Annotated in this window: 19 protein-coding genes and 1 other RNA gene; 12 read left to right on the top strand and 8 right to left on the bottom strand. The window is 48.2% G+C overall.

Annotated features, from left to right (window positions below):
• The first annotated feature begins 54 nt into the window (after nt 1-54).
• From GWC95_RS11630 to GWC95_RS11650, 5 genes are all read left to right on the top strand, one after another.
• A complete protein-coding gene (locus GWC95_RS11630) occupies nt 55-720 on the top strand; it encodes an ABC transporter ATP-binding protein (protein WP_161818899.1) in 666 nt (221 codons plus the stop codon).
• 22 nt (nt 721-742) lie between these two features.
• Entirely contained in the window at nt 743-2,173 is a 1,431-nt protein-coding gene (locus tag GWC95_RS11635; RefSeq protein WP_161818900.1) for a TolC family protein, read from the top strand.
• Between the two features lie 183 nt (nt 2,174-2,356).
• The gene (locus GWC95_RS11640) at nt 2,357-2,848 is read left to right on the top strand and encodes a hypothetical protein (protein WP_161818901.1); all 492 of its coding nucleotides are present in this window, start codon (nt 2,357-2,359) and stop codon (nt 2,846-2,848) included.
• 7 nt (nt 2,849-2,855) lie between these two features.
• On the top strand, nt 2,856-3,179 hold the full coding sequence (locus GWC95_RS11645) for a hypothetical protein (protein ID WP_161818902.1): 324 nt from the start codon (nt 2,856-2,858) through the stop codon (nt 3,177-3,179).
• A 2-nt stretch (nt 3,180-3,181) separates the two neighbouring features.
• Nucleotides 3,182-3,595: an acyl-CoA thioesterase gene (locus tag GWC95_RS11650; protein WP_161818903.1), complete on the top strand. Its 414-nt coding sequence runs from the start codon at nt 3,182-3,184 to the stop codon at nt 3,593-3,595.
• A 103-nt stretch (nt 3,596-3,698) separates the two neighbouring features.
• On the opposite strand, the gene GWC95_RS11655 is transcribed toward GWC95_RS11650, so the two are convergent.
• Entirely contained in the window at nt 3,699-3,905 is a 207-nt protein-coding gene (locus GWC95_RS11655; protein ID WP_161818904.1) for a hypothetical protein, read from the bottom strand.
• A 196-nt stretch (nt 3,906-4,101) separates the two neighbouring features.
• Nucleotides 4,102-5,097 carry a fatty acid desaturase gene (locus GWC95_RS11660; protein ID WP_161818905.1) on the bottom strand — a complete coding sequence of 332 codons (996 nt, stop codon included), beginning with the start codon at nt 5,095-5,097 and terminating at the stop codon, nt 4,102-4,104.
• Between the two features lie 204 nt (nt 5,098-5,301).
• Here GWC95_RS11660 and GWC95_RS11665 point away from each other — a divergent pair, with 204 nt between their 5' ends.
• From GWC95_RS11665 to GWC95_RS11685, 5 genes are all read left to right on the top strand, one after another.
• Nucleotides 5,302-5,496 (top strand): hypothetical protein, encoded by a 195-nt coding sequence (locus GWC95_RS11665; protein WP_161818906.1) that lies wholly within the window; start codon nt 5,302-5,304, stop codon nt 5,494-5,496.
• Between the two features lie 202 nt (nt 5,497-5,698).
• Nucleotides 5,699-7,150 (top strand): glycoside hydrolase family 30 protein, encoded by a 1,452-nt coding sequence (locus tag GWC95_RS11670; RefSeq protein WP_161818907.1) that lies wholly within the window; start codon nt 5,699-5,701, stop codon nt 7,148-7,150.
• A gap of 6 nt (nt 7,151-7,156) precedes the next feature.
• Entirely contained in the window at nt 7,157-8,203 is a 1,047-nt protein-coding gene (locus GWC95_RS11675) for a Gfo/Idh/MocA family oxidoreductase (RefSeq protein ID WP_161818908.1), read from the top strand.
• Between the two features lie 65 nt (nt 8,204-8,268).
• Nucleotides 8,269-10,404 carry a prolyl oligopeptidase family serine peptidase gene (locus tag GWC95_RS11680; RefSeq protein WP_161818909.1) on the top strand — a complete coding sequence of 712 codons (2,136 nt, stop codon included), beginning with the start codon at nt 8,269-8,271 and terminating at the stop codon, nt 10,402-10,404.
• 81 nt (nt 10,405-10,485) lie between these two features.
• Complete coding sequence (locus GWC95_RS11685; RefSeq protein ID WP_161818910.1) at nt 10,486-11,187, top strand: DNA alkylation repair protein; 702 nt, start codon at nt 10,486-10,488, stop codon at nt 11,185-11,187.
• A gap of 105 nt (nt 11,188-11,292) precedes the next feature.
• Here GWC95_RS11685 and fsa read toward each other — a convergent pair whose 3' ends face one another.
• From fsa to GWC95_RS11700, 3 genes are all read right to left on the bottom strand, one after another.
• On the bottom strand, nt 11,293-11,943 hold the full coding sequence (gene fsa, locus GWC95_RS11690; RefSeq protein ID WP_161818911.1) for a fructose-6-phosphate aldolase: 651 nt from the start codon (nt 11,941-11,943) through the stop codon (nt 11,293-11,295).
• Nucleotides 11,944-12,006: 63 nt separating this feature from the next.
• Nucleotides 12,007-12,106, bottom strand: an RNA gene (gene ffs / locus GWC95_RS11695) — signal recognition particle sRNA small type.
• Nucleotides 12,107-12,201: 95 nt separating this feature from the next.
• Entirely contained in the window at nt 12,202-13,473 is a 1,272-nt protein-coding gene (locus tag GWC95_RS11700; RefSeq protein WP_161818912.1) for a type IX secretion system plug protein, read from the bottom strand.
• Between the two features lie 123 nt (nt 13,474-13,596).
• Here GWC95_RS11700 and GWC95_RS11705 point away from each other — a divergent pair, with 123 nt between their 5' ends.
• The gene (locus tag GWC95_RS11705; protein ID WP_161818913.1) at nt 13,597-14,829 is read left to right on the top strand and encodes an ABC transporter permease; all 1,233 of its coding nucleotides are present in this window, start codon (nt 13,597-13,599) and stop codon (nt 14,827-14,829) included.
• Between the two features lie 31 nt (nt 14,830-14,860).
• Here the strand turns inward: GWC95_RS11705 and GWC95_RS11710 are convergent, their stop codons facing one another.
• The gene (locus GWC95_RS11710) at nt 14,861-15,586 is read right to left on the bottom strand and encodes a TrmH family RNA methyltransferase (RefSeq protein ID WP_161818914.1); all 726 of its coding nucleotides are present in this window, start codon (nt 15,584-15,586) and stop codon (nt 14,861-14,863) included.
• A gap of 4 nt (nt 15,587-15,590) precedes the next feature.
• On the opposite strand from GWC95_RS11710, the gene GWC95_RS11715 reads away from it, so the two are divergent.
• Nucleotides 15,591-17,945, top strand: a complete 2,355-nt coding sequence (locus GWC95_RS11715) for a BamA/TamA family outer membrane protein (protein WP_161818915.1) — start codon at nt 15,591-15,593, stop codon at nt 17,943-17,945.
• A 54-nt stretch (nt 17,946-17,999) separates the two neighbouring features.
• Here GWC95_RS11715 and truB read toward each other — a convergent pair whose 3' ends face one another.
• Together truB and proS are read right to left on the bottom strand one after the other, a co-directional pair.
• Nucleotides 18,000-18,692: a tRNA pseudouridine(55) synthase TruB gene (truB, locus tag GWC95_RS11720; RefSeq protein ID WP_161818916.1), complete on the bottom strand. Its 693-nt coding sequence runs from the start codon at nt 18,690-18,692 to the stop codon at nt 18,000-18,002.
• A gap of 47 nt (nt 18,693-18,739) precedes the next feature.
• Complete coding sequence (gene proS, locus GWC95_RS11725; RefSeq protein ID WP_161818917.1) at nt 18,740-20,218, bottom strand: proline--tRNA ligase; 1,479 nt, start codon at nt 20,216-20,218, stop codon at nt 18,740-18,742.
• Nucleotides 20,219-20,352 lie beyond the last annotated feature (134 nt).

A 20,352-nucleotide genomic window follows, 5' to 3' on the forward strand; every position in this document is an offset into this window, starting at 1 on the left:
TTCAGAAGATGGCACAGGCTTTGGTTATTTGTAAACAGCTTAAAAAAAAGAACGATGATCCAGCTGGAACATATTTTCAAATGGCACAACTCGGGGAACAACAGGGTGTTCCTGTTGAAAGACATCAACTTGTCGGTGGCAGAAGGCGATTTTATCTCTGTGATGGGCCCTTCGGGATCGGGTAAGTCTACCCTGCTCAACGTGATCGGCATGCTCGATGAGCCATCAGAGGGCGCTTATCATTTTTTGGGGCAGGATGTTTTCAAAATAAAAGAAAAACAAAGATCCGAGCTCTACAAACAGAACATCGGTTTCGTATTCCAGGCCTACCACCTCATCGATGAGTTGACGGTGTATGAAAATATAGAAACGCCATTGCTCTACCAGAACATGAAAACCGCGGAACGGCAGGCGGTGGTGGCCGACATACTTGACAAGTTCAACATCGTTGGTAAGAAAGATCTTTTTCCCGTGCAGCTTTCGGGTGGTCAGCAACAGCTCGTGGGCATCGCAAGGGCATTGGTGGCGAAGCCAAAACTTTTGCTGGCGGATGAGCCAACGGGAAACCTGAATTCGAAACAGGGAGAAGAGATCATGGAACTGTTTAAGAAGATCAACGAAGAAGAAGGAGTAACGATCATACAGGTAACCCACTCTGAAAAAAATGCAGCTTATGGCAAACGCATTGTGCATTTGCTGGATGGAAGGATCGAAAACTAAAAACTACGCTACAAAATAAAATATGAAAAAGGGTAACATACAGACCGGCCTCGCGGCATTGTTTCTTTTCGCGGGCATGATGGCCAAAGCGCAGACAACACAGCTTACCTTAAAGCAATGTGTTGAAACAGCGATCCAGAACAATTTACAGGTTCGCCAGGCACAGTACCAGGCAGAATCTGACAGGGCCATTTACAAACAGGCGAAGGCCAACCAACTTCCGTTTATTTCGGGCAATGTGAACCATGGCATCAACCAGGGCCGCAGCATCGATCCCTTTACAAATACCTATGCCAACCAGCAGATCAATTTTGCCAATTACAGCATCAATACAAGTGTTACGATCTGGAACGGTTCGGCCATCAGCAACAACATCAAACAAAATGAACTGGCTTCCAAAGCGAGTGAAATGGATTGGCAGCAACAGAAAGAAAACATCACCATCAACGTGATCCTCGCGTATCTCCAGGTGTTGAGCAGCCAGGAACAACTCACCATCGCACGCAACCAGGTTGAAGTGAGCAAGGCACAGGTTGCCCGGCTGGAGATCCTGAATGCAAGCGGCGCGATCGCACCATCGCTGCTGTACGATCTTCGTGGCCAGTTGTCGGGCGATGAATTGAACGTGATCAACATCAAAAACACGCTCGAAACCGCCAAGATCAGTCTCGCGCAGTTGATGAACGTTCAATACAACGCATCCGTTCAGCTCGAGAACATCAACGATCCCTTAACACCCTCTTTGTACGACGGCACAGCGGAAAACATTTACCAAACCGCCACACAACAACTCGCACTGGTAAAAGCGGCCGAATACAGGAGACAAAGCGCGCAGAAAAGACATCTTGCGGCCAAAGGCCAACTCTACCCCACCCTTCTTTTCAACGGCGGGTTCGGAACAAATTACTCAAGTGTGGCAAGCCGGCAGGAGTTCATCAATACCGTTGACGTATCAACCACAAGTTATGTGAACATCAGCGGAACAAAATATGCACTGGTAGAACCGCAGAACAATTACCTGAGCCGCAAGATCAATTATACCGACCAACTGTCGAACAACTTTAATTCATCATTGAGCATCGGTATTGCGATACCGATATTGAACGGGCTCCGCGCCAGGACGAACATCACGCAGGCAAAGATCGCCGAGAAGCGGACGGATTTCGAGGCGCAGACGGTTAAAACACAATTGCGCCAGGCGGTTGACCAGGCCTATATCAATATGAACACGGCCTTTGAAAGGTACCAGGCGCTGTCAAAACAGTTGCAGGATTTTACATTGTCGTTCAAAGCCGCAGAAGTACGGTTCAACGCAGGCGTGAATACATCGGTAGAGTACATGCTGGCCAAGAACAATGTTGACAGGACCAACTCCAATTTCATTTCTGCCAAATACGATTACCTGCTGCGTGTAAAAGTGCTCGACTTCTATCAAGGTAACCCTTTATGGTAAACGTTTTTATTTTTCATGTGTATATACGGGCTCCTTATTCTTAGGGAGCCTTTTCTTTGCTGACAGGGACAGCCATTTCAAAGGCAAATCGTTAAATATCAGGAGCGGACGCAAATTCTGCCGTACTTTTAGCGGAATGATTTTTGCAGATTTACCATAAACAGTTTGCACAAAACCAATACCATGCGATTATTCCTCTTTCTGACAATGATTGCGATCAGCGTAACCACCAGGGCGCAGAGCCCGCTGACATACGACAGTATCGATTTCAAAAAGATCCGGATCAACGGCCTTTATTTCGGATCAAAGAAAGCCGAGCTCGAAAAGCGGTTCGGCACGCCCCAGAAAGTGGTTACAACGGAAGCAACCAAAGGAACCGATCTCTATTCCGATTATTATTATGGCAAATCAACACTCCGCGTATCACCCGCCGGTGTATTCAATGGGTTTAAATTAACGGAAGATAATTTTGTGATGGGGTATGGATTAAAACTCATCAAACCCGGCGCATCCATAAAAGAATTTGCCTTGAATTTTCCTGCATCATTCAAGGCGTATGCAAAAGATACCGGTGGAAAATTCAAACTGAAGATCAGGCCGGGCAATTCGTTCATTGTTTTCAAAACAAAAAACGGGATCGTTACGGAGATTGAAACATGGGAAGAAACTTTATAAAATTGCGATGTTATTAAGCCAGGTAAAACAACTGCTCGACCAAACCCTTTCTGCCGAAAATTTCAGGAACGAAATTGCGGCCGAGACAACCGCCTACGAAAAAGTTTACCGCGATAAAGAAACAACCATCCCTGTTTACCTCAAAGAAGACATCTACTACTTATTTACGGAAGAACATTATCGTTGCCTGGATGAGTTGTACAACACTGGCAAATTAAAAACCCATGAACTAAGTTATATCTGCGATGCATTGAGTCTTTCAGAGATGACCCTGTACGAAGACGATGCATTGCCCGGTAAAATTGAACAACTTGTCATTACCAAACTGTAACCATGCATTCCTATTTCAAAAAAGTTGAGATCCGCTGGAGCGACATCGACGCTAATTTTCACCTGCGCCATTCCGTTTATTACGATTTCGGGGCGTTTGTACGTATTTCATTTCTTGCCGAACATGGGCTCACCACGGCGCATATGCAGCAGCAGCACATCGGCCCTATTTTATTCAGGGAAGAATGTGTTTTCAAAAGGGAGATCCACTTCAGCGATACGGTAACCATCTACCTGAAGCTTGTAACGGCCACGGCCGATATGGGAAGATGGACGATGGTGCACGAGATCTACAAGAACGAAGACACGCTCGCCGCAGTGCTTACGATCGACGGGGCATGGATGGACACAGAAAAAAGAAAACTGGTGGCGCCGCCTGATTTTTTCAGGGAAGTGTTTGAAAAACTTCCGAAGTAAATAACGCCGGCTTCAGCGGGTTTTACTGCAGCGTTGCCATCGCTTAAAAAAAAAGTCCTTCCGCAACACGGAAGGACCTGGACATTGGTTTTTCAAGGAGTAATTATATTGTCCAGCGGCGATCCGATCTTGCGATCTTTGCACCACGACGGATGTTCCACATATCGATCACACCAAAGCTTGGTGTTTTTGTGTTTACAGGTTTCACCTGCACCATTCCGGTTGCTACCGTTTCTTTTACTTCTGTTGTCAATTGTTTGAGTTCGTTTGCTTCGATCTGGACAATAGAGGGCATGACATTACTTTTCATAATATTTCCATTTTTAATATTAATAATTGTCTGAGCGGAAAACAGGGGGAAATCAATCCAATTATTGCAAGAGTTGATTGTTCGTTAGAACGTTTGAATACTATCGCTCAGTTTCAGGGTGCAAATGTACAGCTATCTGCACGAGTGTGCAAATAAAAGTGTAAAAAATATGTTAATCTGCAGGTTTTTGCAGGATTTACCCGTTCGTAAGGTCCACATCCGGCGTGGAGCGGTCGGAAAGGTTCACTTTTCCACGGTTTGCGCGTACGATACGGGAGAAAAGAGAGATCTCTTTATCGAACAGGAAGCGGAAAAACAGCTTTGTCCAGGAAGTATGGTAAGAAAGTGAATCGTAAAAATGCGGCGCCTCTTTCCTGATCTGCGGGAGCCTGTTCCAGGGAACCGACGGGAAATCGTGGTGCTCGTTGTGGTACCCTACGTTGAACGCTACTTTGTTGAACATACCATAATAGCTATAGGTTTCCTGTTCGCCGTGGGTAAGATAATGTTCCTGGATCCATCGCGCGCCGAGCGGGTGCAACCCTACAGAGAAAAAGAAACTGGCCGTTAAGAATACAACGGCTTTGGGCCCGAGGAAATAAGCGATGGCCCCGATCGAAACGATCTGCACCAGCCAGTTCAGTCCCACCCATTTGTTGAATGGCTGGATCTCCTTCAATCTCGCCAGCCTGAACAGCTGGAAGAATGGGTAAAACAGCAACCAGATGACCTTACCGATGAAAAAATTATCGATCAGCTTTGCTTCCCAATGGTTGGGCAGGTCGCCATCCAGCTCATGCACGCCCTGGAAAGAGTGGTGTTTGATGTGATAGGTTTCAAAAGAAACGGAACTTGGAAAGATCAGGGGAATGTTGGCAAGGATACCGGCCAGCCTGTTGGCTTCCGGCTTTTTAAAGATGAGGCGGTGCGCGCACTCATGTATCATCACAAACAAAGCGTGATCCGCAAAAGCGCCCAAAAGATAGGCGGCGGCAAATACCAGCCACCACGATTGGTTGGCCAGCAGCCCGCTTAAAACAAGTTGAAAAGCAACCAATCCTACAATGGCCCAGATGGTTAATGGGTTCTTGCCGATCAGTTTACGCATATGCGGTACTTCCTTCAATATCTCCTTTGTTCTCACACGATGAGGCTCACTGCGCTCCACATGAATAAAGTTTTTCGCTTTCATAAAAGACAAGATAGGACTATAAGTTGTAAGAATTATCGAAATGCGGAAAAAGCAGCCATTCTTAGCTATTTTTTAAGCCAAATTTTGAACAATTACCCAAAATGGGGAACGGCCCGAAACGCCGGGTGACGCAATGACGGCGGCGGCAATGGCATGGTTTTATTGTTCAATTTCCTGTTATCATTTACCTGAATTTAAAACAACATGGAAAAACGCGTATTGGGAATCATCCTTGCCATTCTCGGGATCATCGGCCTTATCTATGCCGGCGCAAGTTTCATGAATGGATCCGGCGGCACACGCAACGTGAAGAGCATCCTCGTATTCGGCGCACTCGGCGCAGTGTTCTTTGCCGCGGGCATCGGCCTTGTGAAGCATACAAACGATAAGGCGACCTGACACCCGGGATTAAACTGTTTACAAAAATTAACCGGTAAGAAGGGTTAAAGAAAGCCTGCATGCGGGCGGCTCTCTTTAGCCCTTTGTTTATTTGCCCCCTTCAACTTTTTACCCCCACTCCCCCCTCGGGCTTCCTCACTACAAACGCAAATCCGTATCTTAACCCCTTTATTTTTCAGCCATTGCTTATCAAACCATAACCATGAAAAGACTTTTTCTTGCTTTGGGGTTACTCGCCTCTCTTTCGTTTGTCTTGAACGATAAAAAAAACGCGCCTTTTTCACCACCCGGTAAAAAAGTTACCGTGTATACCACTGCGGAAAATACAGGGTACAGGATTAGTATGACAGACAGCCTGCGTCTCGCTCCAGCGGGCCAGCCGCTCGAAACCGAGCCTACCGTTTTTGTGGACCCTGGTAAAACCTTTCAGTCTTTCCTCGGCATCGGCGGTGCGTTGACGGATGCATCGGCTGAAACATTTTTCAAACTTCCCAAAGACAAACAGAAAGAGATACTGGAGCAATACTTCGACAGGAAAAAAGGGATCGGCTACTCGCTGATCCGTACCAATATACACAGCTGCGATTTTTCGAGCGGATCGTATACCTATGTGAATGAGAACGACAAGGACCTGAAATCTTTCAGCGTAGCGCACGATGAGCAGTTCCGCATTCCCTTCATCAAACAATCCATTGCCGCTGCAGGTGGCAAACTCACATTGTACGTAAGCCCGTGGAGCCCGCCGGCTTGGATGAAAACCAACAACGATATCCTGCACGGCGGAAACCTGAAACCGGAATTTTACCAAAGCTGGGCCAACTATTACATCAAATTCATCAACGAATACCAGAAACGCGGTATACCCGTTTGGGGACTCAGCGTTCAGAACGAACCCATGGCCGTTCAGAAATGGGAATCCTGCAATTACACCGCGGAGCAGGAAAGGGATTTTATCAAGAATTACCTCGGGCCCACCTTACACAGATCGGGCATGGGCGATAAGAAACTCATTGCCTGGGACCACAACCGCGACCTGATGTACCACCGCGCCAGCACGATCTTATCGGACCCTGCCGCGGCGAAATATGTTTGGGGCATCGGCTTTCATTGGTACGAAGACTGGACAGGCGGCGGAAAACTGTTCGACAACGTAAAGCGTGTGCACGAATCTTTTCCCAATACCAACCTGATCTTTACAGAAGGCTGTGCAGAATCGTTCAAACTCAATTCCATCAAAGACTGGAAATACGGGGAAGCATACGGGCGCTCACTCATCAACGATTTCAACAACGGCACAACCGGCTGGACCGACTGGAATATTTTGCTCGATGAAAACGGCGGCCCCAACCACGTAAAAAATTTCTGCTTCGCACCCGTGCATGCCGATACCAGGACGGGAGAGATCACCTACATGAATTCATTTTATTACATCGGCCATTTTTCAAAATTCATCGGCGCCAACGCAAAGCGCATCATCAGCGCTACGAGCCGTGGGCAACTGTTGACCACCGCGTTTAAAAATACAGACGGCAAACTGGTTGTTGTGGTGATGAACCAGAGCAATGAGAAGATCAATTATAAATTATGGGTGGCGGGACAAGGCGCGATGACAACAAGTTTGCCGCATTCCATCCAGACATTAATTGTAGAATAAACCGATATGAAACCAATCAAAACTGCGATCCTTTCTTTCGGGCTTTCCGGGAAAGCTTTTCATGCTCCTTTTATTGACCTGCACAAAGGTTTTGAACTTACAGGTATCTGGGAACGGACCAAATCTGAGTCCGTCCATTTTTATCCCGGCACCACTATCTACCGTTCGCTTGAAGAGATCCTGGCAGACGACAGCATCGAACTTGTAGTGGTGAACACACCCACTGCCACACATTTCGATTATACAAAGAAAGTACTGGAGGCCGGCAAGCACGCGGTTGTTGAGAAAGCATTTACAACCACTACCGCGGAAGCGATTGAATTGAAAAAGATCGCGGAAGAAAAGAACAGTGTGTTGTCTGTTTTCCAGAACCGCCGCTGGGACAGTGATTTTAAAACCGTAAAAAAAATAATCGACGAGGATTGGCTCGGGGAGATCATGGAGGTGGAGATCCATTTCGACAGGTACAAAGAGGAATTGAGCCCGAAACCGCACAAAGAAATACCTGCACCGGGGGCCGGTATCCTGAACGATCTGAGCCCGCACCTGATCGACCAGGCCCTTGTTTTATTCGGGATGCCCGAAGCCGTTTTTGCGGACCTGCGCATGACAAGACCCGGTTCTAAAGTGGACGACTATTTTGAAATACTTTTTTATTACCCGATGCTCCGGGTTCGGTTGAAATCAGGTTACCAGGTTAGAGAGCCGTTTCCTGCCTATGTGGTTCACGGAAGAAAGGGATCGTTCCTGAAAAGCCGCGCCGATGTGCAGGAGACAATGCTGGTGGCCAACCACAAACCGAATCTAACGGATTGGGGAACGGAACCGGAATCGGAACAGGGCCTTCTGCATACAGAAAAAGATGGAGAAGTGATTCGCAGAAAAGTGCCAACATTACAGGGCAATTATTACGATTATTACGATGGCATCTATGAATCGATCCGCAACAACAAACCCGTACAGGTAAGCGCCGAAGATGGCATCCGTGTAATGCGGATCATCGATACCTGTTTTGAAAGCAGCAGGCAACGCAGGGCGCTGCCCATCGGTTAAGCGTATTGCAAAGATGTGCGGCTTGGGTGTATGCCCGGTGTAAAACAATCAACCAAAACAACCATATGAAACGATCTCTCCCCTTGTTGCCGCTGCTCGTTTTTTTTGCGGCGTGTAAGACAACACCATCAACAGAATTTAAACCCATTACAGTGAAGTACCCGGTAACACAAAAAGACACCAGTATCAAAGATGATTATTTTGGCACCACGGTTGCCGATCCCTACCGCTGGCTGGAGAACGATACCGCAGAAAATACAAAGGCCTGGGTAAAGGCACAGAACGAGGTAACGCAGGGTTACCTGTCGCAGATCCCCTTCCGTTCAAAGATCGAATCCCGTTTGAAAGAACTATGGAACTACGATTCGTATTCTGCGCCAACAAAATACGGCAACTACACTTACTTCTATAAAAAAACCGGTTTGCAGAACCAAAGCGTTCTCTACAGGCAGAAAGATGGAGAAACGGATGCGGAGGTTTTTCTTGATCCGAATACATTTTCTTCAAACGGAACCACCTCGCTTGCAGCGATCAATTTTACAAAAGACGGTGCCTTGTGCGCCTACCAGGTTTCTGAAGGCGGAAGCGACTGGCGCAAGATGATCGTGATGGATGCCATCACCAAAAAACAGATCGGCGACACGATGATCGATGTGAAGTTCAGCGGCGTTGCCTGGAAGAAGAACGAAGGCTTCTACTACAGCAGTTACGATAAACCGAAAGAAGGAAGCCAGCTTGCCGGGAAAACGGACCAGCACAAATTATTTTACCATGCACTGGGCCAGCCGCAGAGCCAGGACAAACTTGTTTTCGGGGGAAGCACAACGCCACGCAGGTACATCAGCGGCGATGTAACCGAGAACGGCAAATGGCTGGTGATCTATGCGGCCAACAGCACCTATGGAAGCGAGATCTATGTACAGGATCTTACCAAACCCGATGCACCCATTACAGCATTGATCGGCGACATGAACAATTCATCCGGGGTGCTTGGGGCAGACGACCGGTATTTTTACATCCAGACAGACAAGGATGCACCCAAAGGAAAGATCGTAACGGCGCCGCTGGCCGATCCCAAACCCGCAAACTGGAAAACACTCGTACCCGAGCAACCCGAAGTGCTGGGCGCGGGCACAGCAGGTGGAAATATTTTCTGCGTATACCTCAAAGATGCCATTACCAAAGTGGTGCAATATGATATGGCCGGGAAAAAGATCAGGGATGTACAGTTACCCGGGCCGGGCTCCGCGTATGGCTTTGGTGGAAAAGATACGGACAAGGAACTCTATTTCACTTTTACCTCTTACATCGCCCCTTCTACCATTTACAAAATGGACATAGCATCAGGCAAAAGCGAAGTGTATAAAAAATCGGGTGTGAAATTCAATTCGGAAGATTACGAATCGAACCAGGTGTTTTATAAGTCGAAAGACGGAACAAAGATCCCGATGATCATCACGCACAAAAAAGGGATCAAACTTGACGGGAGCAATCCTACTTTGCTTTATGCATACGGCGGTTTCTCTGTAAGCATCACTCCTTATTTCAGCACAAGCGACATCGTGCTGCTGGAAAACGGTGGCATTTATGCAGTGGCCAATTTAAGGGGCGGTGGCGAGTATGGCGAGGAATGGCACAATGCGGGCATCAAAACAAAAAAACAGAATGTGTTTGACGATTTCGCTGCGGCGGCGCAATATCTTGTCGACAACAAATACACCTCTCGCGAAAAATTGGCCATACAGGGCGAATCCAATGGCGGGCTGCTCATCGGCGCCACCATTACCCAACATCCGGATATCTGTAAAGTAGCTTTCCCTTTTGTGGGTGTGATGGATATGTTGCGCTACCACAAGTTCACCGCAGGCGCGGGCTGGGCCTACGATTACGGAACCTCGGAAGATTCAAAAGAAATGTTTGAATACCTCAAAAGATATTCCCCCGTTCACAACCTGAAAGAAGGCACATCGTACCCCGCAACCTTTATTACTACTGCAGACCACGACGACCGCGTGGTGCCTGCACACTCGTTCAAATTCGCCGCAACCCTGCAGGAAAAACACAAGGGCGAAAACCCGGTGCTGATCAGCATCGAAACAAAAGCAGGCCATGGTGCAGGGCGTTCCATGGAACAGGTGATCAGGGCGGAATCAGACAAATGGGCGTTTATGTTTTACAACATGAAAGTAGCGCCGAAATAATTTTTTAAAAAAATACAAGGCCCGGGCACGCACTGATCCTTTGCTTCCCGGGCCTCTTCTTTTTATTTATCGAGATCGTTTATGCATCCTTATCTTATTCCCGTCAGTAAAAAATTCAAGGCCGCGGCCGATGCAGAAAAAAGGGAGTGGATGAAAAGCTATATGCTCAACCAATTCGATTTTTTCGGCGTACCCGCGCCCGCACGCAGGGAGATCGCAAAAACGCATGTTAAACAACATCCGCTAACATTGCCCGCCGAACTTGAAGCGATCGTAAAAGACTGTTTCCAATTGCCGCAGCGGGAACTGCAATATTTCGGGATCCAGCTTTTTGCCTTACACAAAAAATTATGGAACGCAGCATCCATCGGTCTTATCGAACATTGCCTTCTTCAAAAAAGCTGGTGGGACACTGTTGATGGCATTGCGAGCGAATGGCTCACGGCTTATTTCAAAATGTTCCCGCAACAGATCGTCCCGGTTACTTCAAAATGGAACCGGTCTGCCAACATATGGCTGCAGCGCAGCAGCATTATGTTTCAGAAAGCGTTTAAGAAGGATACCGATACGGCATTGTTATCCAAATACATTCTGAATTGTGCCGCATCGAAGGAATTTTTTATTCAGAAAGCGATCGGCTGGGCCTTGCGGGAGTATGGTAAAGTGAATGGTGACTGGGTAAGGAATTTTGTAAAAGAGCATACCCTGGCGCCATTGAGTGTACGCGAAGCAAGAACCACGCCGCCCGTGGCTGCGAAACGAAAGGGAACCGGAAGTTCGTAATTTGTTAACGAGGCTTTTTCGATTTGACCCACATCAAATGACAACAAAAAAAAATGTCCCGCAAAAACGTGACATTTTTTATATCGATCAGATAGAAAGTTAAGTTTACATCTTCTTCGCATCTTCTACAAACTGCGCCAGCCCGATGTCTGTGAGCGGGTGCTTGAGCAATCCTAAAATAGAAGACAGCGGGCAGGTACAAACATCGGCACCGAGTTCTGCGGCTTTGATGATGTGGAGCGCGTTGCGGATAGAGGCCGCTAATATTTCTGTTTTGAAATTCTGTACGTCGAATATATGCCTGATCTGGCCGATCAGTTCCATGCCATCCCAACCGCTGTCGTCTATACGGCCGATGAATGGTGAAACATAAGTGGCACCGGCTTTTGCGGCGAGGATCGCCTGTCCGGCTGAAAAGATAAGCGTACAGTTGGTACGGATACCGTTATCGGTAAACCATTTGATCGCCTTGACACCGTCCTTGATCATCGGAACTTTCACAACGATGTTCGGGTGTATGGCCGCCAGTTTTTTTCCTTCGGCAACCATCGAATCAAAATCAACTGACAATACTTCGGCGCTGATGTCTCCATCTACCAGCTCACAGATCGCTTTGTAATGCTGTGCGATGGCCTCTTCGCCTTTGATGCCTTCTTTGGCCATCAACGTTGGGTTGGTGGTAACACCATCCAAAATACCTAAGTCGTTTGCTTCTTTGATCTGGGCGAGGTTGCCCGTGTCGATAAAAAATTTCATGCGCTGGCCTCCGCCGCGGCGGAGAAATTTTGATGATGAATATCCCCGTGAGAAGGGGAAAAAAAGTGGCAGGCTACTCACATCGCACCGCTACAACCGCCTATCCTTGCTGTATTCCTACCCTGGGGAGGTTCAGCAGGAGCTGGTCGTGTAAGACCTGCCGCCGCAAAAGTAAGGGTTGAGAAGCGATTTGCAAAAACAGTTTGCAGTTGTTGTTTTTTGGTGGTTCATTTTATTGATCCGGTTCACCCCTTGCTCCTATCTCCCGCCCCTCGAGTTGAGGGTTGTGACCGCAACAAGTTCATCGTGCCTGCTGCTGAAAGAACGGAAATAAAAAAGGACGGTGTATTCGTTTTCGGTTTCCCAGTAATTCCCATCGGTGAGGGTCGCATCCGCTTTGGCATCGCGGTTGCGGTCGTCTTTGGTTACATAGGTATAACTGTAATAGCCCTGCTTGAGGAACAGCGTTTTCGTGTAAACGCCCTGCGCCGCATCGTAATACATCCTGGATGTGTCGCCTACCTGGTTGCCCGTGGCCTCTCCCATCATGTAAACCGATTTGCCGGCAAACGGCTGGTTATTGGCCGGGGCAAACGTAAAATGCACATAGGCATAATCCGTTTGCCACCACGGGTTAACCGATTCCGTAGTTGCGATCTCATCCCATCCATTCCTGTCCCTGAAAAAAATATAACGCTGGTTGTTTCTTTCCATATCGGGTTTGATGTAAACATCTACCGGGTCATTTCTTTTGTCAACCCTGTCTACCCTGTCGCTCTGAAAACGAAAACTCTGCAGGTCGGCCCAGCGGTATTCTTTGCCTGCGGGAAAAATACAATCCTGTTCCGCATTGTACTCGATCACGTTGCCGCGTATAAAAGTGGGCTGTATGTCCCTGATGGCATTGTCCCACCGGTTGTTCTGCAGGATCACCACTTTTGTTTGCTGCGGGCTCAGCATATTCAATTGCTGTGTATTTACCGCGAGCTGTATCTTTTGGTGCGTGCGCAGGATCTCGTTATCGTAGGGCTGCTGAACCGCCGCGCCTATGCTTGCCCGGTTGTCGACCACCATCATCCGTTTGGTAAACGCGAGTTTGGATGTATCTGAATCGAGGTACACCTTCAACAGGTAATTACCGCTTTTGGCGGGCATACAGCTCTTTTCGGGAAGCAGGGCCTGGTAATGCACATACTTTGAACTGGTGATGCTTGATACGCGGTACTGGCTGAGCCTGTTTTGCGAAAATCCTTTGATGTAATCAAACGGGCTCACATCGGCAGGTTTCCAATCTGCGTTACACAGCACGAAGGTGTAATAAAAATTACGCGGGTAACCCGTCATGTCATCGAAATGAAGCTCGAGCTGGTCGCCAGAGTTGAGCGCGATCAAAGGAAGGCTCTGCTGGTTGGTGGCCTGGAACAGTTTGGGGGTGCGGATCTCCGGCATGTATACATGATCGGGCAGGCGTTGGGCACACAGGTATTGTGCAGAAAGCACGACTAAGGATGCAAGGAAGATCTTCCGCATAATTGTATAACTGTAAAAAAGCACAAGATACAGGTTACACCACACAAGTTTCTTTTTTTAACAATGTCAAACGCTTTTGTTCCATTGGAAAGGGCAGTGTAGATTTGACTAAAACCGTGCCGTTTGAACCTTGCATTTGACATCGCCCGGCGGATCGCATTCAACAGGCAGCGATCTTTTTCCCGCTTCATCATCCGTTTATCAGTGGCGGCCACGGCATTGAGCGTGATGGCGATGATCCTTACACTGGCGTTTGTGAATGGGTTCCAGCAAACCGTTTCTGAAAAGGTATTCAGTTTCTGGGGGCATGTACGTGTTCAGAAATACGAACCCTCCCGCTCGCTGGTGGCAGAAGAAACCGCGCTTACCAAAAACGATACGATAGAGGCCCTGCTCCGTTCGCAACCGGGCGTTCAGAAAGTGCAGAGCTTTGCCACCAAATCTGCCGTTCTCGAAAAAAACAAGGAGATCGAAAACGTATTGCTCAAGGGCGTTGAAAAAGATTACGACAGCATGCGCCTCAAACCCTACCTGGCCGAAGGGAGATGGCTGCATTTTGAGGATTCATCGTACAGCAAAGAGATCATTGTTTCAAGGCCGCTCGCAACAGAACTGCTGATCAACCTGGGCGATACCATCACTGTTTATTTTATTTCGGGCGACGACGGCGCAAAGACCTACCGGAAACTGAAAGTGGTTGGCATTTACAAAACAGGGATCGAAGAATACGACAAACTGTTCGTGATCGGTGATCTTGCACTCATCCGCCGGATCAACAACTGGGCGCCGGACCAGACCGGCGGCTACGAGATCTTTCTTTCCGATTACAAAAAGATCGATACCACCAGCACCCTGCTCGCAGATGCCCTGCCCTACGAATGGAACGCGAGGAGCATCCGCAAGGTATACCCCAACATTTTCGACTGGCTCAATATACAGGACATGAACCGCGATGTGATCTTTATCGTAATGGCGATCGTTGCCATCATCAACCTGGTTACCTGTTTACTGATCCTCATCCTTGAAAGAACACGAATGGTAGGCGTTCTCAAAGCGCTCGGCGCAAATGATGGATTGATACAAAAGATATTTCTCTACCATGCCACGGTGATCACCACGCTCGGCATCGGTATCGGTTTTGTTTTGGGAATAGGGATCTGTATACTGCAATCGAAATACGGTTTCATCAGGCTCGACGAAACATCGTACTATGTGGCCGTTGCACCGGTAAAGATCATCTGGTGGCAGGTAGCTGCGGTTTGCCTTAGTACTGCGTTGGTTTGTTTCCTGGCATTGATCATACCAACGCTATTGGTGAGAAGGATCAACCCGGTGAAAGCGATCCAGTTCAGGTAATATTGTTTTTGCGGTACGGGAGAAAAAAAGATCAGGCTTTTTTCAGGTGCGATACAATGATCCCCGCCGCTACTGCCGCATTCAAAGATTCCGCCCCGCCCAGCCTTGGAATAGTAATGGGATGCGAAACAAAAGGGAGCAATTCATTGCTGATGCCTTTCGATTCATTGCCAATAACAAGCACACCTTCGGTAACCGGCGGTTCGTTGTGCATGTTCTTTCCGTTGAGAAGCGCACCATATACGGGAACCGTAACCGCCGGAAGGAACCCGGCCAACGGCTTGTACCAAACGTTTACACGCGCAAAACTGCCCATGGTGCTTTGGATCACTTTTGGATTGTACAGCTCCACCGTATCCACGCTTGCAATCACCTGTTTGATGCCGAACCAGTCTGCAATACGGATGATGGTACCGAAATTACCGGGATCCTGGATGCTGTCGAGAACAAGTGTGAGTTGTTTTTCAATGACGGGTTCGCCCGATGGCTGTTTTTGCTCCGCAACGGCAAGCACCTGGTTGGGCGCCTGCAGGCTGCTGATCTTCTCCAACTCAGTACCGGTAATGGTTTCGAGCGGAACGCTGCCCCTATATTGCTCGGCCCACAAGGGCAATGCATACAGCTTGCGGATGGTAAAACCACTCTGTAAAAGTTCGTTTACCAGCTTGGTGCCTTCCACTATAAACAGCCCTTCTTCCTGCCTTTGCTTTTTGTGGCACAAAGATTGAATATATTTGAGCTCATTCTTGCTTAACATTTCTATGCAATTGACCGTTAAAACTGGCTTCCTTTCTTTATTGATGTTGTCTTTGCTGCCGGCAATGTTCAGTTCCTGTACCACTGTAAAAAATGCGCCCGCCGCTCCTTTTGTCTTCGATAACAAGATCACCCTGTCGGGCAATATTCCCAAAGATGAGAAAATTCGGTTAACAACCGAACTTGAGAATTACTGGGATGACAGTGCCAAGGCAAGAAAGATCACTCAATTCGGTGTTTCGCACCGCGTTATTGACCCGCCTGTCTTTGATTCGGCCAATATCAACCGCTCCATCAATTTCATGAACGCCTACCTGAACTCGCAGGGTTATTATTATGCGCAGTTCAGCGATTCGGTTAAGATAGATTCGGTGAACGATGAGCGGCGCGTAAAACTTCACATGATCATTGATGTGGGCAAGAACATCACCATAGATTCTGTTTCCTACAACCTCGGCGATACCACGTTACAACGGCTCACTTCCGAAGAACAAAAAAATACATTTCTCAAAAAAGGGAAACCGTACAACAAAGAAGTGATCAACTCCGAGCTCGACAGGCTCGTGAGCCTTTACCGCAGAAATGGTTTCTACGGTTTCACGCGCGAGGATATTTACACGGTGGTGGATTCGATGGACACGCGTTTGCTGGAGCTTACACTGGATCCTTTTAAACAGGCACAGATCATCGCAGATGCCGCCAGGCGCAGGCGCGAAAACCCGTCGTGGGATATCGAAGTAACCAAACGGCCTACATTCGATTCGTCTAAACTTACACAGTACCACATCGGGCGTATGTATTACTACCCGGAAACAAAACTTTCCGATTTTGTAGACAGCCTGCCCAACGACAGCAGTTTTCTTGAACTGAAGCGCCGTAACCTTACCATGCGCTACAAAAAAGGCCTGTTCAACTACCGCGTGCTGCGCGAGCACACGTACATGCGCAATGGCGATCTGTATAATGAATCCGATTATTTTAAATCGATCAATACACTCGGGCAGATCGGCGCGTGGCAACAGGTGGATATAAGGCCGAGGATCAGGGACAAAGATACGCTCGACATGTACTTTTATCTTGTGCCGGCCCTCAAACACAGCTACAGCGCCGACCTGGAAGGGAGCCGCAATACGGCAGACATCGGACTTGGCAACCTGTGGGGTGTTTCTACCAATCTAACTTACAACAACAGGAACGTTTGGAAAAGCGCGATACAATCCATTACCTCCTTTCGTACGGGCGTTGAGCTGAACCTGTTAACGAGCAACCAGGACAGGGTACTGCAAACATTTCTCATCAGCCTCGGGCATACCTATGTTTTTCCAAAACTGATACAGCCCTTTAAAAACTGGCGGGCATTGAACAGGCTCGACAACAAGCGCACATTGGTTACCGTAAACGGTTCGTATGTAGACCGCCGCGATTACTACCGCCTGCGTTCGCTCGTAACAAGCTGGGGATATGAATTCAAGAAAGGGAACAATGTATGGCTGTACAAGCCCTTCAACCTTGAATTGTATGGCATTGATACATTGCATGGACTGGATACACTGTTTAAGATCAACCCGTTCCTGCGCACCTCTTTCAACTCGGGAAAAGTATTGAGCCAGAACCATACGCTGATCCGCAATTATACAAGCATTGCCAACCCGAACAGGAGCCATTATTTAAGGTTGGGCATTGAAGAGGCCGGTGGTTTGTTTGGATTGATCGGGGGGCTGCGCGACCAGATCTACCGCTACATAAAAGTAGAGGGCGAATACCGTTTTTCCATCAAGATGAACAAAACAGAGCTTGCGTTCCGCGCATTTGCAGGGTATGGATATAATTATGGGAACGATACGCTGCGCGACAAGACCCTTCCCTTTTTCAAACAGTTCTCCGCCGGCGGACCATACAGTATGCGGGCCTGGGGGCTGCGGCAGCTTGGGCTGGGAAGCTCGGTGCAAAGCGAAGCCGATACATCGCAGAACGGATACCGAGACCGCTTTGGTGATATGCAGCTGGAAGCAAACATCGAATACCGCTTTCCCATTGCAACCATTGCAGGGATTAAAATTGCAAGCGCATTGTTTGCAGATGCGGGAAATGTATGGAACGTAAAATCAAACCAGGTAGATCCGAAAGCAAGGTTCAGTTTCAAAAATCTTTTGACCGACCTGGCCATAGGCGTAGGAACAGGTTTGCGCATCGATTTCTCCTACTTCCTCATCCGGCTGGATATGGCCTACAAATTAAAGGACCCTGCGCGCCCAACCAACAACGGATGGGCCAACGCATTGCAATGGAATGAAATACGGCCGAATGGTTTGAAGGTAAATAACGTGGGATTCCAGCTGGGCATCGGCTTGCCTTTCTAACCGTTTTGCCGGGTTGCGTTCTGAGAAGTGATTTGTGGTTGTGTTCATGCAAACCTATAGCACCGAACCCGAAGCCGAACCTTTAAGCGCTTCCTCAAATTTTTCGAGCAACAACGCGTCTTCCACTTTAAACTGCCCGATGCGGGTTCTGCGCAAACTGCTCATGTAAGCGCCAACACCAAGGGCCGCGCCAAAATCGTTTGCGAGGCTCCTGATATACGTTCCGGTAGAACACACCACCCTGAAATGCACAACGGGCAATTCTATTTTTTCAATCGAGAAATGATAAATGGAAACAGGGCGCGGTTCAAGTTTTACATCGATCCCTTTTCTTGCGGCAATGTAAACCGGCCTGCCCGCCTGTTTGATGGCCGAATGGATCGGCGGTGTTTGCATGATATTGCCCGTGAAGGAAAGCGGGGCGTTGTGTATTTGTTGTTCGGTGAGATGAGAAATATCTTTCAGGTCGCGCGGCTCACTCTCAAGATCGTAGGTTGGCGTGGTTGCGCCCAGGGTAAACGTGCCGGTATATTCCTTCTCCATACCCATGTACTCGTTGATCTTCTTGGTGAATTTACCTGTGCAGAGGATCAGTAACCCCGTAGCCAGCGGATCGAGCGTACCCGCATGGCCCACTTTCGGAATGCGTATGAGGTTGCGCACTTTTCTAACCACATCAAATGAGGTCCACTCCAGTGGCTTATCGAACAGTAAAACCTCACCTTGTAAAAAATCATACGTCTTCATGGGCGCAAAAGTAATGTTGTGGCCTGGTTGCGAAATGAACCTTTGGCTCAATACGCTCTCGCAAACAATACCCGCTGCGAAGACGGTTTTCCGGTAAGGATGCATTTGCCTTCTTCCTGCACATTATCGAGCGGAATACAGCGTATGGTGGCCTTGCTGAGTTCTTTGATCTTGTCTTCGGTTTCCGCCGTACCATCCCAGTGCGCGGAGATAAACCCGCCTTTGGTGTCCAGCAGTTGCACAAACTCATCCCAGTTATCTGTCCGCGTGATGCGCTCTTCGCGGAACTTCAGCGCTTTGTTGTACATAGCGGATTGAATATCGTGCAGCAGGGTCTGTATGTAATCTTCAATGCCATCCATGTTCACGCTTGCCTTCTCTTTTGTGTCGCGGCGCGCGATCTCAACCACATTGTTGGCAAGATCCCTTGCCCCGATGGCAATACGCACAGGAACGCCTTTGAGTTCGTATTCGGCAAATTTCCATCCCGGTCTTGCATTGTCGTTGTCATCGTATTTCACAGAAATGCCCATTGCTTTCAGGTTCTTCACGATCTCTGTTACTTTTTCATCGATCTGCGCTTTCTGTTCATCGCCCTTGTATATCGGAACGATCACTACCTGAACCGGCGCGATCCTTGGCGGAAGCACGAGCCCGTCGTCGTCGCTGTGTGCCATCACGAGCGCTCCTATCAAACGTGTGCTCACGCCCCAACTGGTGGCCCATACATAATCCAGTTTGTTTTCTTTATCGCTGAATTTCACATCAAATGCCTTGGCGAAATTCTGCCCGAGAAAATGCGAGGTGCCCGCCTGTAGTGCTTTGCCATCCTGCATCAGTGCCTCAATGCAATACGTGTCTTCCGCGCCCGCGAAACGTTCGTTCGGGCTCTTCACACCTTTTACCACGGGCAGCGCCATCCAGTTCTCAACAAAATCGGCATACACATCAAGCATCAGTTTTGTTTCGGTGATGGCCTCTTCTTTGGTGGCGTGGGCGGTATGTCCCTCCTGCCACAAAAATTCCGCGGTGCGCAGGAAGAGGCGCGTGCGCATTTCCCAGCGTACCACGTTGGCCCATTGGTTAACGAGGATCGGGAGATCGCGGTACGATTGGATCCATCCTTTATACGTGTTCCAGATGATCGCTTCGCTTGTAGGGCGTACCACCAGTTCTTCTTCCAGTTTCGCTTCGGGATCCACTACGAGTTTGCCCTTGTTGTTTACATCGGCCTTTAGCCTGTAATGCGTAACAACGGCGCATTCTTTTGCAAAACCCTCCGCGTTTTTCTCCTCCGCCTCGAAAAGGCTCTTCGGAACAAAAAGCGGGAAGTAGGCGTTCTGGTGCCCTGTGTCTTTGAACTTTTTGTCGAGCACATCGCGCATATTCTCCCAAAGCGCAAAACCGTATGGCTTGATGACCATACAACCGCGAACGGCACTGTAATCGGCCAGCTGGCCCTTGATCACAAGGTCGTTGTACCACTGCGAATAATCCTGCTCCCTGGATGTGATTTCCTTACCCATATAAATTTTTAAAATGCTATTAACAATTTTTTAACGTTGACAAACCTTACAACTGTTAGCCCGGCAGATTATTTGCTGCTTCGATGGCAGTTGACCAAGCGCACGCAAATGTATGTAACTTCACATTATCTAAC

It is taken from the genome of Sediminibacterium roseum (genome assembly GCF_009939005.1).
Lineage (GTDB): Bacteria > Bacteroidota > Bacteroidia > Chitinophagales > Chitinophagaceae > Sediminibacterium > Sediminibacterium roseum.

Coding starts and splice junctions, on each gene's coding strand:
- GWC95_RS11675 (WP_161818908.1), top strand. CDS start 7,157: ATGAAACCAATCAAAACTGCGATCCTTTCTTTCGGGCTTTCCGGGAAA.
- fsa (WP_161818911.1), bottom strand. CDS start 11,943: ATGAAATTTTTTATCGACACGGGCAACCTCGCCCAGATCAAAGAAGCA.
- GWC95_RS11635 (WP_161818900.1), top strand. CDS start 743: ATGAAAAAGGGTAACATACAGACCGGCCTCGCGGCATTGTTTCTTTTC.
- GWC95_RS11655 (WP_161818904.1), bottom strand. CDS start 3,905: ATGAAAAGTAATGTCATGCCCTCTATTGTCCAGATCGAAGCAAACGAA.
- GWC95_RS11665 (WP_161818906.1), top strand. CDS start 5,302: ATGGAAAAACGCGTATTGGGAATCATCCTTGCCATTCTCGGGATCATC.
- GWC95_RS11685 (WP_161818910.1), top strand. CDS start 10,486: ATGCATCCTTATCTTATTCCCGTCAGTAAAAAATTCAAGGCCGCGGCC.
- GWC95_RS11710 (WP_161818914.1), bottom strand. CDS start 15,586: ATGTTAAGCAAGAATGAGCTCAAATATATTCAATCTTTGTGCCACAAA.
- GWC95_RS11640 (WP_161818901.1), top strand. CDS start 2,357: ATGCGATTATTCCTCTTTCTGACAATGATTGCGATCAGCGTAACCACC.
- truB (WP_161818916.1), bottom strand. CDS start 18,692: ATGAAGACGTATGATTTTTTACAAGGTGAGGTTTTACTGTTCGATAAG.
- GWC95_RS11700 (WP_161818912.1), bottom strand. CDS start 13,473: ATGCGGAAGATCTTCCTTGCATCCTTAGTCGTGCTTTCTGCACAATAC.
- GWC95_RS11630 (WP_161818899.1), top strand. CDS start 55: ATGATCCAGCTGGAACATATTTTCAAATGGCACAACTCGGGGAACAAC.
- GWC95_RS11650 (WP_161818903.1), top strand. CDS start 3,182: ATGCATTCCTATTTCAAAAAAGTTGAGATCCGCTGGAGCGACATCGAC.
- GWC95_RS11670 (WP_161818907.1), top strand. CDS start 5,699: ATGAAAAGACTTTTTCTTGCTTTGGGGTTACTCGCCTCTCTTTCGTTT.
- GWC95_RS11645 (WP_161818902.1), top strand. CDS start 2,856: ATGTTATTAAGCCAGGTAAAACAACTGCTCGACCAAACCCTTTCTGCC.
- GWC95_RS11660 (WP_161818905.1), bottom strand. CDS start 5,097: ATGAAAGCGAAAAACTTTATTCATGTGGAGCGCAGTGAGCCTCATCGT.
- proS (WP_161818917.1), bottom strand. CDS start 20,218: ATGGGTAAGGAAATCACATCCAGGGAGCAGGATTATTCGCAGTGGTAC.
- GWC95_RS11715 (WP_161818915.1), top strand. CDS start 15,591: ATGCAATTGACCGTTAAAACTGGCTTCCTTTCTTTATTGATGTTGTCT.
- GWC95_RS11680 (WP_161818909.1), top strand. CDS start 8,269: ATGAAACGATCTCTCCCCTTGTTGCCGCTGCTCGTTTTTTTTGCGGCG.